Annotated in this window: 18 protein-coding genes and 1 tRNA gene; 6 read left to right on the top strand and 13 right to left on the bottom strand. The window is 68.1% G+C overall.

Going from position 1 to position 15641, the window contains the following annotated elements; genetic code table 11:
- Positions 1–9 precede the first annotated feature (9 nt).
- Positions 10–1257: a RhtX/FptX family siderophore transporter gene (locus tag LGN10_RS00245; RefSeq protein WP_226221102.1), complete on the top strand. Its 1248-nt coding sequence runs from the start codon at positions 10–12 to the stop codon at positions 1255–1257.
- A gap of 72 nt (positions 1258–1329) precedes the next feature.
- Here the strand turns inward: LGN10_RS00245 and LGN10_RS00240 are convergent, their stop codons facing one another.
- Complete coding sequence (locus tag LGN10_RS00240) at positions 1330–2571, bottom strand: MFS transporter (protein ID WP_104012577.1); 1242 nt, start codon at positions 2569–2571, stop codon at positions 1330–1332.
- Positions 2572–2710: 139 nt separating this feature from the next.
- Between LGN10_RS00240 and LGN10_RS00235 the strand changes: the two genes are divergently transcribed.
- Positions 2711–3583, top strand: coding sequence for a LysR family transcriptional regulator (locus LGN10_RS00235; RefSeq protein ID WP_226221100.1), 873 nt, complete (start codon positions 2711–2713; stop codon positions 3581–3583).
- A gap of 74 nt (positions 3584–3657) precedes the next feature.
- On the opposite strand, the gene LGN10_RS00230 is transcribed toward LGN10_RS00235, so the two are convergent.
- A tRNA-Leu gene (locus tag LGN10_RS00230) sits at positions 3658–3742 on the bottom strand.
- A gap of 144 nt (positions 3743–3886) precedes the next feature.
- Here LGN10_RS00230 and LGN10_RS00225 point away from each other — a divergent pair.
- Positions 3887–5200 (top strand): leucine-rich repeat-containing protein kinase family protein, encoded by a 1314-nt coding sequence (locus LGN10_RS00225; protein ID WP_226221098.1) that lies wholly within the window; start codon positions 3887–3889, stop codon positions 5198–5200.
- Between the two features lie 35 nt (positions 5201–5235).
- Here LGN10_RS00225 and LGN10_RS00220 read toward each other — a convergent pair whose 3' ends face one another.
- The 7 genes from LGN10_RS00220 to LGN10_RS00190 all read right to left on the bottom strand — a co-directional run bounded on the left by LGN10_RS00220 (position 5236) and on the right by LGN10_RS00190 (position 9943).
- On the bottom strand, positions 5236–5409 hold the full coding sequence (locus tag LGN10_RS00220) for a hypothetical protein (RefSeq protein ID WP_226221096.1): 174 nt from the start codon (positions 5407–5409) through the stop codon (positions 5236–5238).
- 31 nt (positions 5410–5440) lie between these two features.
- The gene (locus LGN10_RS00215) at positions 5441–5884 is read right to left on the bottom strand and encodes a copper chaperone PCu(A)C (RefSeq protein ID WP_059584498.1); all 444 of its coding nucleotides are present in this window, start codon (positions 5882–5884) and stop codon (positions 5441–5443) included.
- A gap of 92 nt (positions 5885–5976) precedes the next feature.
- Positions 5977–6342, bottom strand: coding sequence for a copper resistance protein CopC (locus tag LGN10_RS00210; protein ID WP_226221094.1), 366 nt, complete (start codon positions 6340–6342; stop codon positions 5977–5979).
- Between the two features lie 291 nt (positions 6343–6633).
- On the bottom strand, positions 6634–7011 hold the full coding sequence (locus tag LGN10_RS00205; protein WP_060011865.1) for a DUF2946 domain-containing protein: 378 nt from the start codon (positions 7009–7011) through the stop codon (positions 6634–6636).
- A gap of 92 nt (positions 7012–7103) precedes the next feature.
- Complete coding sequence (locus LGN10_RS00200) at positions 7104–7598, bottom strand: SRPBCC family protein (protein WP_060311625.1); 495 nt, start codon at positions 7596–7598, stop codon at positions 7104–7106.
- 58 nt (positions 7599–7656) lie between these two features.
- Positions 7657–7959: a 2Fe-2S iron-sulfur cluster-binding protein gene (locus LGN10_RS00195; protein ID WP_059584503.1), complete on the bottom strand. Its 303-nt coding sequence runs from the start codon at positions 7957–7959 to the stop codon at positions 7657–7659.
- 79 nt (positions 7960–8038) lie between these two features.
- Positions 8039–9943: a sigma-54-dependent Fis family transcriptional regulator gene (locus tag LGN10_RS00190; RefSeq protein ID WP_226221092.1), complete on the bottom strand. Its 1905-nt coding sequence runs from the start codon at positions 9941–9943 to the stop codon at positions 8039–8041.
- Positions 9944–10127: 184 nt separating this feature from the next.
- Between LGN10_RS00190 and LGN10_RS00185 the strand changes: the two genes are divergently transcribed.
- Positions 10128–10403, top strand: a complete 276-nt coding sequence (locus LGN10_RS00185; RefSeq protein WP_226291178.1) for a DUF2964 family protein — start codon at positions 10128–10130, stop codon at positions 10401–10403.
- Between the two features lie 240 nt (positions 10404–10643).
- Positions 10644–10931 (top strand): DUF1488 domain-containing protein, encoded by a 288-nt coding sequence (locus LGN10_RS00180; protein ID WP_006486743.1) that lies wholly within the window; start codon positions 10644–10646, stop codon positions 10929–10931.
- A 243-nt stretch (positions 10932–11174) separates the two neighbouring features.
- On the opposite strand, the gene LGN10_RS00175 is transcribed toward LGN10_RS00180, so the two are convergent.
- Complete coding sequence (locus LGN10_RS00175; protein WP_059584507.1) at positions 11175–12476, bottom strand: NCS2 family permease; 1302 nt, start codon at positions 12474–12476, stop codon at positions 11175–11177.
- A gap of 823 nt (positions 12477–13299) precedes the next feature.
- On the opposite strand from LGN10_RS00175, the gene LGN10_RS00170 reads away from it, so the two are divergent.
- On the top strand, positions 13300–13578 hold the full coding sequence (locus tag LGN10_RS00170; RefSeq protein WP_006480752.1) for a hypothetical protein: 279 nt from the start codon (positions 13300–13302) through the stop codon (positions 13576–13578).
- A 160-nt stretch (positions 13579–13738) separates the two neighbouring features.
- Here LGN10_RS00170 and LGN10_RS00165 read toward each other — a convergent pair whose 3' ends face one another.
- The 3 genes from LGN10_RS00165 to LGN10_RS00155 all read right to left on the bottom strand — a co-directional run bounded on the left by LGN10_RS00165 (position 13739) and on the right by LGN10_RS00155 (position 15637).
- Positions 13739–14113, bottom strand: a complete 375-nt coding sequence (locus tag LGN10_RS00165) for a DUF2917 domain-containing protein (RefSeq protein ID WP_059585091.1) — start codon at positions 14111–14113, stop codon at positions 13739–13741.
- Between the two features lie 251 nt (positions 14114–14364).
- Complete coding sequence (locus LGN10_RS00160; RefSeq protein WP_059525440.1) at positions 14365–14652, bottom strand: hypothetical protein; 288 nt, start codon at positions 14650–14652, stop codon at positions 14365–14367.
- 79 nt (positions 14653–14731) lie between these two features.
- Positions 14732–15637 carry a metal-dependent hydrolase gene (locus LGN10_RS00155; protein WP_060310579.1) on the bottom strand — a complete coding sequence of 302 codons (906 nt, stop codon included), beginning with the start codon at positions 15635–15637 and terminating at the stop codon, positions 14732–14734.
- Positions 15638–15641 lie beyond the last annotated feature (4 nt).

Genomic DNA, 15641 nt, shown 5'->3' with positions numbered 1-15641 from the left:
GAGATTCCGATGCGCGATCTGCTCGAACATCGCCGCCTGGTCATCACGATCACGCTGCTGTACCTGTCACAGGGCATCCCGATCGGCATCGCGATGGACGCGATGCCGACGCTGCTGCGCCACGACGGCGCGCCGCTTCACGCACTCGCGTTTCTGCCGCTCGTCGGCCTGCCGTGGGTCGTGAAATTCCTGTGGGCGCCGGTCGTCGACAACCGCTGGTCGCCCCGCATCGGCCGCCGGCGCAGCTGGATGCTGCCGATGCAGACGATCGTCGTGCTGTGTCTCGTCAGCCTCGCGCAGATCGGGATGACGGTCGCGACGGCGGGCTGGGCGGTCGGGCTGCTGGCCGTCGCGTCGCTCGCGAGCGCGACGCAGGACATCGCGAACGACGGCATGGCCGCCGAGCATTTCAGCGGCGACGCGCTCGCGAGGATCAACGCGATCCAGATCGCGGGCGTGATGATCGGCTTCTTCGGCGGCGGCGCGGGCACGTTGACGCTGATCGGCCTGTTCGGCCAGTCAACCGCGTTTCTCGCGCTGGCGGCCGTCCCGCTCGCGAGCCTCGTCTGCGTGCTGTGGCTCTTGCCGCGCGACGCGGATCGTGCCCGCGCCCGGTCCGAACGCGCGGCGAGCCTCGTGCGCTTCGCGAAGCGGCCGCGCTCGTGGTCGCTGCTGTCGCTCGCGCTGCTGTCGGCGATGACGGCCGTATCGGGCTTCGGCCTGTCGAAGCTGTTCCTCAACGACGCGGGCTGGTCGCTCGACGCGATCGGCAAACTCGGGATGGCCGGCGGTGTCGTGACGGTCGTGCTCGGGTGCGGCGGCGGCGCGTGGCTCGTCAGGGCGCTCGGCCTGTGGCGCGCGTTTACGGTCGGCGTGAGCTGCGCGGGCGCGGCGGCGCTGCTGTGGTTCGCGCAGGCGAGCGGGTGGCTGCCGGTGTCGCCATCGTGGGCATGGCTCTGCACGGTGCTCGGCTCGCTGGCGACGGGCATCACGTCCGTGTCGATCATGACGGCCGGCATGCGCTTCGCGGGCGGCAGCGATCAGGCAGGCACCGACGTGACGGCCGTGCAGAGCACGCGCGATCTCGGCGAGCTGATCGCGTCGTCGACGATCCTGTCGCTGACCGCGAAGGTCGGTTATACGGGCGGGTTTCTCACCGGCGTCGCGCTGGCGGTGCTGGCGGCGCTGATCGCGATGAAGCTGCGGCGGCGCGAGGCCGCGTATGCGATGAAGGGGGACGATGCGCTGGTGTCGTGACGGCTGCGCGGCCGGTGCACGGTGCACGGTGCGGGGGCGCACCGTGCCGTAGCGCGCCACATCGCGTGTGGCTCAAGCGCGGCTCAAGCGCCGCGCCGCCAGCAATGCGATGACGAGCAGCACCGCGACATACGCGGCGACACCCGCCCACGCGCCGTGTTGCCAGAACGCGCCGCCGACCGAGCCGAGCACGCTCGACCCGACATAGTAGGCGAGCAGATACAGCGAAGCCGCATGCCCCTTCGCGGCGCCCGCGAGCGCGCCGACCCAGCCGCTCGCCACCGAATGGGCGACGAAGAAGCCGATCGTCACGAGCACGATGCCGACGACGATCGCGACGAGCGAATGCGACAGCGTCAGCGCGAGGCCCGCCGCGAACACGACGATGCCGCTCGCCAGCACCGGCGCGCGCCCGAGGCGATCGGCGAGCGCGCCGGCGCTCGATGACGACACCATGCCGAACAGGTACGCGCCGAAGATCAGCCCGCACGCGGTCGGGCTCAGGTTGAACGGCGCGGCCATGAGCCGGAATCCGGCGTAGTTGTAGATCGTCACGAACGCGCCCATCACGAGGAAGCCGATCGAGAACACGAACGGCAGGCGTGCGTGGCGTAATTGCGCGTGCCACAGCCGCAGGTGGTGACGCAGCGTCAGGTCGGTGCGCTTCACGAAGCGTCGCGACGCCGGCAGCAGCATCACGAATGCGAGCGCCGCGAGCAGATCGACGACGCCGATCGACAGCATCGCCGTGCGCCACGAGAAGTGCTCCTCGAGCGCGCTCATCCCGATCCGTCCGATCATGCCGCCGAACGCGGTGCCGCCGACATAGAGCCCCATCGACAGGCCGAGCCCGTCGGCGGCGATTTCTTCCGCGAGATAGGCCATCGCCACCGCCGGCACGCCGCCGAGCGCGAAGCCTTCGAGCGCACGACAGAGCAGCAGCAGGTGCCAGCTCGGCGACCACGCGGCGAGCAGGTTGAACAGCGCGGCCAGCGTCATCGACGCGAACATCAGCCCGCGCCGCCCGACCCGTTCGGACAGCGCGCCCGCGCACAGGATCGACACCGCGAGCATTCCGGTCGACAGCGATAGCGACAGCGAACTCGACGCCGCGCCGACGTTGAACTCGCGTGCAAAGGCGGGAAGCAGCGGCTGCACGCAGTACAGCAGCGAGAAGGTGGCAAAGCCGGCGAGGAACAGCGCGAACGCGATGCGCTTGTACGCGGCCGAGCGCGGGGACACGCCGGCCGGCAGCGCATCGGGCGTGGTGTTCTGCGTGCCGGGCATGGAGCGGGAAATCGAAGCGGAGGACATGAGGGCACTCGATGTGCGACGGAATACACGAATTCTTGCGCACGGTCATATATATGTCCAATATATGAAATGAACCGCAGCAATATGTTTTAACACTGGCTGACCGGCCAGCCCGACTCATCGCGAGGTCACGTCACGCATGGAACTCCGGCATCTGCGCTACTTTCTGGCCGTCGCGGCCGCGTCGAATTTCACGAAGGCCGCCGAAGCGCTCGGCATCGGCCAGCCGCCGTTGAGCCAGCAGATCAAGGCGCTCGAGAACGAGCTCGGCGTGGAACTGTTCAAACGCACCGCGCGCGGCGCCGAGCTGACGCTGGCGGGCGAAGTTTTCGCGGAAGAGGCGCGGCGCGTGCTCGACGATGCCGAGCGCGCGGCACGGGCGGCCCGGCGCGCCGCGCGCGGGGAAACCGGCCATCTGCGCGTCGGCTTCACCGGGACGGCCGCGTTCAATCCGAAAGTGTCGGATCTGCTTCGCCGCTTTCGCGAGGCGTTTCCGGATGCGGAGCTGACGTTGCAGGAAGCGACGTCCGGTGTGCTGCTGGAGGCGCTGGAGGCCGGGCGCCTCGACGTCGCGATCGTGCGGCCGGAGCGCCGCGTCGCCGCGACGCTGCGGGTATCCGATTGGGACGAGGAGCCGATGTTCGTCGCGCTGCCCGTCGCGCACCGGCTGGCGCAGCGCCGGCGCATCGAACTGGCGGAACTCGCCGACGAGTCGTTCGTGCAGGTGCCGCGCGCGGCCGGCGCCGCGCTGTTCGACGACATCGTCGCCGCGTGCAAGGCGGCCGGCTTCGAGCCGCGCATGGGGCAACCGGCGCCGCAGATCGCGTCCGCGGTGACGCTGGTGGCGGCTGGCCTCGGCGTGTCGGTCGTGCCGAAGGCGATTACGCAGGTGCAGGTGCCCGGGGTCGTGTACCGGCCGTTCACGGGCAACCGGTTTCGCGCGAGGCTCGCCATTGCGTCGCGCTGCGACGAGCCGTCCGCGGTGGTGCGGAATTTTCTGTTGCTCGCGTAGCGGACAACAAAAAACCCGCGAAGCCATGTGCTGTCGCGGGTTTCGGAAATGCGGGAATGCGAGGAAAACGCATCTGGTGCCGACGGCGAGACTCGAACTCGCACAGCTTTCGCCACTACCCCCTCAAGATAGCGTGTCTACCAATTTCACCACGTCGGCACTGCAAGGGGCGCAATTTTAACGTCACATCGCGCGTTTGTGAAGGGGGTATGACGAGGTCGTGTACGGGCGCCCGATCGATCCCGGTAGAATTCATCCGATCGACCCGACGGGTCCCCGCAACCGCCACCCGTTTTTCTCCCCGTGACCCACACCCTCGAACAACTGCAGGCCGGACAACTGTCGGGCGCGCGGCAACTGAAGCTCGCGTGCGGACTGACCGAATTTCCGCGCGAGATCTTCGATCTGGCCGATACGCTCGAAGTGCTCGACCTGACCGGCAATGCGCTGTCCGCGCTGCCGGACGACCTGCCGCGGCTGCATCGGCTGCGCATCCTGTTCGCGTCGGGCAACCGCTTCACCGCGTTCCCCGACGTGCTCGGCGCGTGCGATCGGCTCGACATGATCGGCTTCAAGGCGAACCGGATCCGCACCGTGCCGCGCGGCGCGCTGCCGCGTGCGCTGCGCTGGCTGATCCTGACCGACAACGCGATCGACGAACTGCCGGCCGATATCGGCGACTGTGCGCGCTTGCAGAAGCTCATGCTGGCCGGCAACCAGTTGCGTGCGCTACCCGTGGAAATGGCCGCCTGCCGCGCGCTGGAGCTGGTGCGCCTGTCGGCGAACCGGCTCGACGCGTTGCCCGAGTGGCTGCCGCGCCTGCCGCGTCTCGCATGGCTTGCGGTGGCCGGCAATCCGTTCGGCGCGGCGCCGGAGGCCGCGGCGTCCGCCGGGCCGGACGTCGCGGAGATCGACTGGGCCGCGCTGTCGTGCGAACAGAAACTGGGCGAGGGCGCGTCGGGTGTCATTTATCGCGCGCAATGGCGTGCGGACGGCCATCCGCCACGGACGGTCGCGGTGAAGCTGTTCAAGGGTGCGGTGACGAGCGACGGCCTGCCCGATTGCGAAATGGCCGCGTGCCTGCATGCCGGCCGCCACCCGAACCTGATTCCGGTGATCGGCAAGGTGCGCGGGCATCCGGACGGCACGCACGGCCTCGTGATGGAGCGGGTCGATCCTGCGCTGACGAACCTCGCCGGGCCGCCGAGCTTCGCGTCGTGCACGCGTGACGTCTATGCCGCCGATGCGACATTCGATCCGGCGCAAGCGCTGCGGATCGCGCATGGTATCGCGTCGGCGGCCGGCCATCTGCACGCGCGCGGCATCATGCATGGCGACTTGTATGCGCACAACATCCTGCACGACGGCGCGGGCGGCGCGCTGCTCGGGGATTTCGGGGCGGCTTCGCTGTACGACGTGAACGAGCGCACGCGCGGCCCAAGGTTCGAGCGGCTCGAAGTGCGCGCGTTCGGCTATCTGCTCGGCGAATTGCTCGAACGCTGCGAATCGCGCACCGGCGCGCTCGACGCGCTGGCGGCGGCGTGCGTGAACGAGGACGTCGATGCGCGGCCGTCGTTCGACGAGATCACGGCCGCGCTGGCCGCTCGGATGCGCTGACGGAGGGCGCCGGCTTACGCGTGCCGCGCCGCGCGTCAGCGCGCGTCGCGCATGCAGTACGCGGGAATCGGCGGTGGCGTATCGATGGCGGCAGGCCGCGTCATCCACGCGATCCACGCGGCCCATAACCCACAGGCGATCAGTACCGCGACATTCAGCGGCGTCCGGTAGCGGACGATCAGGTCGGCCAGCGGCAAGCGGTTTTTCATCAGCATCTCCTTCTGTCGTGAGCCGGCGGCGTTACTGGCCGGCGTAGGTCGGCGCCTTCGCGTCGCAGGTCACGGACACGGTCGAGCCGTCCGCGAAATGCAGCCGGACCGGCACCTTCGCGCCAGGCGCGACGGCCTGGCGCGGCTCCTCCAGCATCACGTGATAGCTCTTCGGCTTGAACGTCAGCGTGCCGTGCGCGGGTACGACCACCGAGTCGACGTGAACCATCTTCGCGGTGCTGCCGCTCGTCCGCGTTTCATGCACCATCGCCATCCCGTATGCGGGCGTGTCGATACCGGTCAGCGTCGCGGGCGCGTCGCCGTCGTTCTTCAGCGTGAAGTAGCCGGAGGACGGTACGGTCGCCGGCATCGTGCGGATCCAGCAAGCGTCGGCCTGGATGGCCGGCGCGGCGAACGTGGCGGACGCGTGCAGCGCCAGCGCCGCGAGCAGGCCGGTCGGAATCGAGTGTTTCATCGTGGGTTCTCCTTGTCGGGTGCGATGCGGAGGGCATCGATGCGAATGCGCCCGGCATCGAGCGCCGACGCGCATCGCGTGGGTGACATGCGTTACTTCAGCGTGAATGCGTAGCGGCCGTGCGTGCGATGGCCGTCGCTGGCCACCGCGATCCACGCGACGGTGTAGGTGCCGGGCTTCAGGCTCGTCAGCGCGACGCGCATCCGCTTCCGGTTGCCGGCATCGACGGCCGACTTCCCGTCGACGACCGACTGCCCGTGGCTGTCGGTCACGGCGATCGAGCTGAACGCCGGCTCGAGCGCCTCGCCGAAATCGATCGTGACCGCGTGCGGCGCGCTCGACAGCGTGGCGTCGGGGGCCGGGTCCTGCGTTTTCGGAAGCGCATGCGCATGGGCGGCGTGGATGATGACGAAGCCGAGCGCGGCGAGTGCGCCGCGAGCGAAAGTGGCGGTTTTCATGGGTGGATGAGCGAGTGACGAATCGGATGGAACAGACGGATTCGACGGACGGCTGCGCGCGGCATCGCGGCCGGTGGCGGTCGGTACGAACGTGCGCGGCCGGACATTCGCATGCGGGCGAATGCAGGCGCGGCCAGCCGGGCCACAGACGGCCAACCATGCGCCCGGCACGACGCCGCGCGCAGCAGGGTGACACATGATGATCGTCCTTCGAAACGTGACATGTCGCGCACGCGGGCGGCGTGCGCGGGCTGCGCGATGCGCTGCGGCATCACGCGCAATGACGACGGATCAGGACGTGAACGGCGGGGCGCGCGGTTGCGCGGCCGTGAGCGGCAGCGCGCGGCGCAGGCTTTCGAAGCGGGTGGCCGCGCGATGCGCGATCGCGTGCACGTGGGCCGCGAACGTCAACTCGGGCGCGGGCAGCGCGGGCGTATGGGCAAGCAGGCTGCAGTAGCCGCATGCCTGGAGATGGGCCTGCAGATTTTTCGTCGACGCGTCGGCGGAGCGGTCACCAGCGGCCGGCGCGGCCGAACAGTAGCCGGCCAGCAGTGCGTCGACGCGCCCTTGCGTGGTCAGCGCCTGCGAGATCGTCGGCGCGAGCGCCGTCATCAGGATGGCGAGCATCCCGATCAGACTGCCGATCTTCCGGAGACGACGACTCAGCATGCGATGCGCGGCGGCGGGTGGACGACGATGGAGCCGATTATGCCACGCACGTCGATTCGCGAGTCGGCCGGCGCGTGCGGCATCGCGGCGCGCTACGCGTGCTTCGCCAGATACTTCGCGATCAGCGTCATCTGCGCGGCCCAGCCCTGGTCGTTCATGTCGCGCGCCGTCGCGCGACGCGCTTCGATCAACTGGTCGAAGCCTGTTTCGGTGACCGTGAGCAGCGTACCGCCGGCTTGCGCCGCGAGCGTGAACGTGACGAGCGTCATCGGCTCGGACGCGTAATCGACATTCGGATCGATCGCGAACGGATGCCAGCGAAACGAGAACAGTCGTTTTGGCTCGATACGATCGACGACGATTTCGAACACGGTGCCAGCGTAGGGCTCCTGCGCCTTGGCGACGTCGTCGTCGACGCGGGTCGGCGTGATGCGGCCGAACAGCGGCTGGCCGGCCTCGAACGGGCCGTCGAACGCGACGCCGAACCACTGGCCGAATTCGTCGGAATGGCTGACGGCTGCCCAGACGCGGTCGGGCGGTGCGGCGAGCAGCGTCTGTTTTTCGATGCGATCGGTTGGCTGGGCCATCACGTTCTCCATGCAGGATCGAGCGTTGCAGGACGACGCGCACGGCCGCGCGCCACGTCTAGTCGAGCATGACCGCGTCGGGCACGTCGAGCACGAGATCCGACGTGGCGACGGCCACGCACGGCAGCGTATAGCCGTCGGCCTTTTCCTCGCGGGAGAGCCCCGGCCATTCGATCGTATAGCGTACGCTGCCGCTGACGATCCGGCAAAGGCAGCTTCGGCACGTGCCGTTGCGGCACGAGCGCGGCAGCGACACGCGCGCGAACGCGGCGGCTTCGAGCACGGTCAGCGAATCGGGCGCGTCGAAGGTTGCGCCGAGCGGGTCGACGCGCACGAGGGGCGGGTGATCTGGATCGGTCATGAATGAAGCGGGCGGTTCGGCGGCATCGCGCCAAGCATACCCGAACCCGCCGGCGGCCGAGGGCCGCCCGCCGCGGGTGTCAGTGCCGCCGCAGATACCGGTACACGGTATTGCGCGCGAGGCCGAGCTCGCGCGCGGCCGCCGATACGTTGCCGCCATGGCGTGCGAGCACCGCGTCGATCATCGCGGCCTGATGGCTCTGCAGCGTCGTGCCTTCGCGCCTGCCCGCCGGCGGGACCGAGGCGGCTGCCGCCGGCGCAGCCGGCGCATCGTCGCAGTCGAGCCAGAAATCGTCGGGCAAATGCGCGAGCGTGATTTCCGCTTCGTCGTCGGCGAGCATGCCGGCCGTGCGCAGCACGTTGGTCATCTGCCGCAGGTTGCCGGGCCAGCGGTGGCGCGCGAATGCGTCGAGCACGTCGGCCGCGAGGCGGCGCGGCATCGGCTCGCTGCGCGCGAGCCGCGCGAGGATCCGTTCGACGAGCGCGGGCAGGTCGGTGCGCGTCGCGAGCGCCGGCAGCGTGACCGCCAGCCCGTTGATCCGGTAGAACAAATCCTCGCGGAACGTGCCCTCCGCGATCATCGCGCGCAGGTCGCGGTGGGTCGCGCACACCACGCGCACGTCGACCGGCACCGCGCGTGCGCCGCCGAGCGGCATCACCGCGCGCTCCTGCAGCACGCGCATCAGCCGCACCTGCTGCGCGAGCGGCATGTCGCCGATTTCATCGAGAAACAGCGTGCCGCCGTCGGCCTGCGCGATCTTGCCGGGGCTGCCGCGCTTGCGTGCGCCGGTGAACGCGCCGTCTTCATAGCCGAACAGCTCGGCCTCGATCAGTGAATCGGGCAGCGCCGCGCAGTTGACCGCGACGAACGGGCCGTCCGCGCGCGGCGACGCCTGATGCAGCGCGCGGGCGAGCCATTCCTTGCCGGTGCCGGTCTGGCCGAGGATCAGCAGCGGGAGGTCGCGCCCGCGGATCTTCGCGACGCGTTCGAGCACGGCGGCCATGCGCGCGTCGCCGGTGTCGAGCGTCGCGAACGTGATCGCATCGGGGTCCGGTGCGCGCATGCGTGCGGCCGGCGCGGGCGGCGTGACGGCGACGGTCGTTTTCTGCGCTTCCGGGAATTCGCAGCGTGCGAGCACGCGCACGCCGGTCGACAGCGTGAGGCGGAACGTGGCGCCCGGCGCGCGGGCGGCCTGCCGCGCGAGCTCGCCGAAGCGCATGCTGAACAGTGCGTCGCTCGCCTGGTGCTGCAGGGTGTCGAACGACGCGCCGAGCTGAAACTGGGCGCTGCGGTTCGCGGCGATCAGCCTGCCGTCGGCGCCGAATGCGACGAGCCCGGCGAACAGCGAATCGACGCAATCCTCGTGTGCGTGAAAGCGCAGCCGCAGCGCTTCGCCGCACTGGTTCGCGAACAGGTGGTTCTCGATCAGTTGCGCCGACATCCGCACGAGCGCGAGCGTATGCGGGCTGGAGCCGCGCGGGTCGCCGCTCACGTCGAGCGTGCCGAGCGTGCGGCCGAACGGATCGACGATCGGCGCACAGGCGCAGGTGAGGATATGGTTCGCGCGCAGGAAATGTTCGGAACCGTGCACGACGACGGCCTGGCCGGACGCGAGCGCGGTGCCGATCGCGTTCGTGCCGCGCGCGCCTTCGGCCCACGACACGCCGTTGCACAGCGCGACGCGGTTTGCCTTCTCGATGAAGTCCGCATCGCCGATGCTGTGCAGGATCACGCCGTCGGCGTCGGTCAGCAGCACGAGGCTTTGCGTATCGGCGATCTGCGCGTGGAGGTCCTCCATCACCGGTCGCGCGTGCGAGAACAGCGTGTGATTCGTGTCGAGCAGTTCGCGCAGCGCGACGCGCGACAGCGGCGAGAAATCGGGGCGTTCGTGCGCGCGCAGGCCGACCGCGGTCGAACGCGCATGCGCCTGCGCGAGCAGGTCGGTACGCCCGGCGGTGGCGGGCAGCACGAAGGGTTGCGGCATGGTTTGTCTCCTGTTCCCGGGGCCGCCGGGGCAACCGGATCGACATCGGCGGCGGAGTGCGGCTCCGCTCGCGGCGCACCATTCGGCGCGCCAGCCGTCCGTCCGGGTACGCATCATCATACAAGCGCCACGTGCGATGCGCGACTGCCAACAAAATCCCCTTGCTTTTAAGCGCCCGCCTGCAATGATGGAAATGGAGCACGCGCGCGCCGTGTTCCGCGGTGCAACATGCATGCGACGCGACATGCATCCGTTCGGGAGACGCATCATGGTTCGGGCGGAACTGAGAGTCGTGCTGGCGGCCATCGCCACTTTCATCATGCTGGGCGGCATTGCCGTGGCGATCCACGGGTTGCTGTTCGATCTGACCGATGCGGTGAGATACGGGGCGGCCGCGATTGCGGTGGGCGTCACGACCGCCGCGATCGCGCTCAACGTCTGGCCGACCGATCCGCACTGACGTCCGTTGGCGAAACAGTGCCGGATGCCGCGCAGATCAGACGAAATGCGCGTCGGAACGACGCACACCGAAATTTTTGTCTCCCGCGCGAAACCGTCTAAAGTGGAATTCAACCGGCATGCATCGACCGCGCCACACTCCGCGGCCGGGGCCTCCGCCGGCGAGCCCGCGTGCATTTCGTCCGGCCGGTAGCGGACGACGGACGCGGTCATTCGTTTTCTACCGGTCGAGGCAGCGCCCATGCAGATCCATTTCACGAACGAGAAGCCCGAGTATTCGGGGCGTGACCTGATGCTGGGGTTCACGGCACTGGTCAATGGCGAGCGCGTCCAGTGCCAGATCACCGCCGAGGCGCTGGAAGACCACTTCGGCGCCGCATCGCCGCGCTTCGAGGACATGGTCGGCGCATTCGATCAGCACCGCGAGCGCATCGAGGCGGCCGCACGGCGCCTGCTGTCGGAAACACGTGCGCAATGCGTGACGCTGCGCAGCGGCTACGTGCGCTTCTACGAGGCCAACTGGCGCTGACGACACGACGCCCGTCCGGCGGCGCATGCGCTCGAGCGCGGCGCACGCGAGGACATTGCCTTCACGCAATGCCGTTCGGCGGGGCCGCGCGGCATTTTCGTATGCGGGCCGTGCGGGATTGCCCGAGCGTCGGCGCGCTCGTGCACGTCGATTCATGAGGATCGCAGAGCAATCGTGCGAAAACGAAAACGCCACCCGAAGGTGGCGTTTTCATCGTGCGTCGCGCCGGTGTGCGTTCCGCGCTTACTCGCTGCCGAGATAGAAGAAGCGGAACAGGAACACGGCCGCGATGATCCACACGATCGGCTTGACCGTGCGCGCCTGGCCCGTCAGCAGCTTGAGGCCGCCGTACGCGATGAAGCCGAACGCGACGCCGTTCGCGATCGAGTACGTGAACGGCATCAGCAGCGCGGTCAGCGCGGCCGGCACGGCTTCCGTCGCATCGTCCCACGGCACCTCGACCATCTCGCGCAGCATCAGGCACGACACGTAGAGCAGTGCCGGTGCGGTTGCGTAGCCCGGCACGACGCCGGCGAGCGGCGCGATGAACAGGCACGCGAGGAACAGCACCGCGACGGTGATGGCCGTCACGCCGGTGCGGCCGCCGGCCTGCACGCCCGATGCGCTTTCGATGTACGCGGTGGTCGACGACGTGCCGAGCACCGAGCCCGCGACGATCGCCGTGCTGTCGGCGAGCAGCGCCTTGTTCAGGCGGTTCATCTTGCCTTCGACGAGCAGGCCCGCGCGATTCGCGACGCCCATCAGCGTGCCCGTCGCGTCGAACAGCTCGACGAGGAAGAACACGAGGATCACGTTGATGATGCCGGTCGACAGCGCGGCGCCGATGTCGAGCTTGAACAGCGTCGCGTCGATCGACGGCGGCGCCGAGAACACGCCGTGGAACTGGTTGCCGGCGAAGAAGAACGACAGGATCGTCACGCCGATGATGCCGATCAGGATCGCGCCGCGCACGCGCAGGTGGTCGAGCGTGACGATCGCGAAGAAGCCGACGATCGCGAGGATCGTCTCGTGCTTGTGCAGATCGCCGAGCGTGACGAGCGTGGCCGGGTTGCCGACGATCACGCCCGACGTCTTCAGCGAGATGATGCCGAGGAACAGGCCGATGCCGGCGGTAATGGAAATCCGCAGCGATTTCGGAATGCCGTTGACGATCGCCTCGCGCACGCGGAACAGCGTGACGAGCAGGAACAGGCAGCCGGAGATGAACACCGCGCCGAGCGCGGCTTGCCACGTGAAGCCCATTCCCTTGACGACCGTGTACGCGAAATATGCGTTCAGGCCCATGCCGGGCGCGCAGGCGATCGGGTAGTTCGCGTACAGCCCCATGATGATCGACGCCAGCGCCGCGACGAGGCAGGTCGCGACGAACACGGATTCCTTCGGCATGCCGGCGTCGCCGAGGATCGCGGGGTTGACGAAGATGATGTAGGCCATCGTCAGGAACGTGGTGACGCCCGCGAGTATTTCGGTGCGGAAATCGGTGCCGGCTTCAGCGAAGCCGAAATACCGCTTGATGGATTCCATGAAGGCGTTTCTCCGGTCGGGTTGTCGTGTTGATTGTTGTGCCGAATTGTTGTACAGGCAGCGCGGCCGGCTAACTGTAACCAGCCACTATTGTCCGGCTATCGGCGGATTGTAATAGCGTGGATAGCTCGGACGATATAGTTGGAGGGCACGATCGGTTGCCTGCGCGCAAACGGTCCGGCAGCCCGCCCGCGCGACGAAGGCGCGCATTTTACCGGTTCGTGCGGCACCGGCCGGCGGAAATGGCCGAAACGGCGGGAACGAAGGAAACGAACGGAAGGGGCGCCCCGCAGGCGGGCGAAACCAGCCGATGCGTGCGCAACGGCATGCCGGCTGCGTCGCGCGCACCCGGTGCGCGACGACATGCGACTGAAACGGAGCGCCCGCATGCTGCACGAATGCGGTGCAGGCGGCGCGTTCGTGCGAACGCACGTGTGCCGCCGGTGCGGACACACGACCCGGCAACCGCGTGCGGCGGCCATTCGTCTGTCCAGGCGGCGGCAGGGACCGGATTATCGTGCGCCGAAGCCGTCCCGTCCGCAACTGTCATTTCGCGATGCGGGGGCGACTGTGGTTTCTGTGTAAAAGAATGCAAGACCCCATCGCGTAAACCGGCAAGTCTTTCTAGGATAGATACACCGCACATGCACACGCCGGCCGATCATTGCCGACGCGGGGAAGTCGCAGTCCGTGCAGGCCAGGCGGTGAATGGCGGTCAAGGCCGTTGCGCGTTTGGGCAGGCGCGGCCAGTCACGCACGGCCGGTCAGGCACGGCCGATTGCGATTGCCCGATGCGGGTTCGTCCGTAATCACGGAGGTCAGCATGTTGAACTGGATCAGCCGTTGGGCGATGCGACACGCCCCCACGCCGGAAAAAACCGCCGCGTCGATGCTCGTGACGGCGCGCATGGAACTGTTCGCAGCCGAACAGCGCGTCATCGATGCGAAATTACAGGCGGATTACTGGCGCACACGTGTGTCATTCCTCGAAGAGGTGCAGAAGCAGGGCATCGATCCGTGGGTGACCTCGCAGGCTGCGCAACGCCCCGACCTCGATTCCACTCCACGAAGCACGGGCCCGCGTCTCGCCGCCAGCACCTGATGCACCTGCAGCATCCTCTCGCTGCGCATGGCGCGCGATCGCTCGCGGCACGCATCGGCGTGCCGCGTTCTTCGATGCGCACCCGCGGCGCATTGCGCCGCGGGTGCGCCCGTTTCCGGTCGCGGCCGTTCCGCGTATCGTGCGTGTAACGGCGCGCCGCTCATCCGCTCCTTCTCCCTACCTTCACGAGCAAACGTTGCACTTGCGCGAGCGTGCGCCTGACGCGTTCGCCGTGCCGTACGTACGCGGTCGTGATCGATGCCTGCGCCGGTTGGTCGCCGTCGGTGCCGATCCACACGCGTTCGCCGCGTTGCACGCGCAGCACGTCGCCGGAGCGGATCCAGTAATCGTCGACGCTGCCGAGCCGCGTGATCCACAGCGTCGCATCATGCACGCGGATCTCGGCGTCGTGCTGCGCGCGCCACGTCAGCGTCTTGCGCGGCGCGACCGTGAAATGCAACTCGACTCTCGGCAACGAGATCGTATCGGTGCGGCACCGATCGGGGCAAACAACCAGCCGGCTTGCCTGGTCCATCGTCATCTCCATCGTTGAGCCGGGCGGGATGACGCGCAACAAAACAAAAAGGCCTCATCCGGTTCCGGCGAGGCCTCGTGACATGCATGACTGAAATCTCGATGCTAATGCACAAGCGCCCCCGGCGATCGCCACGTATGGGCGTTCACTCGTTTTTGATGCGCGATGGCGATGGGCTTGAGCATAGGCATGCGAACGAGTGTGTCGTGGCCGCAGGGCCCTGTCAACGGAAATTTCGAGATACGTGGCAATTACGCGTCGCGTTGCGCGAGGCCGTTCACGAGCAGCTCGGACAGCAGGCCCGTCATCCCTTCCGGGTGCGTGGCCGCGCGTGCCTTCAGTTGTTCGACGAGCTCCGCGTTGAGCTTGCACGCGAACGGCACGAGGCCCTGTTCCTGGTCGAGCTTGCGCTGCGCGCGGCGGTCCAGCTTGGCCGCTTCTTCGGCGCCCTTGCCGAAACGCGCGGAGCTCGACTGCTTCATCGCGTGCGTCAGCTTGAGCGCCTTGTTCTTTTCGAGATCGGTTTTCTTCATGGCCATCGCGGCACCTCCGGGAAATTGAAGCCGCGATTGTACGCATTTCGGCGGGCGCCGCCCGCCGAACCGGCCGGCAACCCGGTCACGCGCCTTTCGTCGTGCCCCAGTTGCCGCCGTGCGCGGCCGCCTGCGCGGCCGGCGAGCGGGCGAGATAGGCGAGCGCCTGCTCGGTCGAGCCTTCGTGGTGCGGCGTATAGCCGGGCTTGAAATAGCGCAGCGCCGCGCCGATCACCTTCCAGAACGACGGCAGGTGCCCGCGCCGCGAACCCCGCCACCACGCGAGCACGAAGCCCGGGTAGCGGCCGGCGTCCGGATCGCGCCGGTACATGAACTTCGCGCCGGTCGTGATGTAGTGGAGCAGCAGCAGGATCACCAACGCCATGTGCACGCAGCGCTCCGGATAGGTGCCGCCCAGGTGCCGGTAGATGTCGAACGCGACGGTGCGGTGCTCGACTTCCTCGGCGCCATGCCAGCGCAGCAGGTCGACCATCGTCGGGTCCGCACGGCCTTCGTCGAGGCCGTGCGCGTTGAGCACCCAGTTGCCGAGATAGCCGAAGAAATGCTCGAGCGACGCGATCACGGCCAGTTGCTGCCGCAGCCAGAAGCGCGTATGGCCGATCTTCAGCCCGAGCGGCCGTTCGCCGAGCACGCGTGTGAACAACCGGTTGAGCTTTTGCGTGAACGGCTTCGTGTCGATGCCGTGACGGTCGTAGTAGTGCTTCAGCACGCCGCCGTGCGAGCGCGAGTGCACGGCTTCCTGGCGCAGGAAGCCTTCGGCTTCGTCGCGCAGTCGCGCATCGGCGATCAACGGCAGCGCCTTGTTGTAGACGCGGCAGAACCACAGCTCGCCTTCCGGGAACAGCAGGTTCAGCGTGTTGATGATGTGCGTGCTGCCCGGATCGTTCGGCACCCAGGTGACCGGCGTGTCGCTGAAGTCGAACTTCACGTGTCGGGCCCTGATCTTGTGGTAGTCGGCGGTATCGTTCATGTCG

The sequence above is a fragment of the Burkholderia sp. AU32262 genome, assembly GCF_020419985.1.
GTDB lineage: Bacteria > Pseudomonadota > Gammaproteobacteria > Burkholderiales > Burkholderiaceae > Burkholderia > Burkholderia semiarida.
Note: the sequence above shows the minus strand (reverse complement) of the source record. Positions and strands in the feature narration are given on the sequence as shown.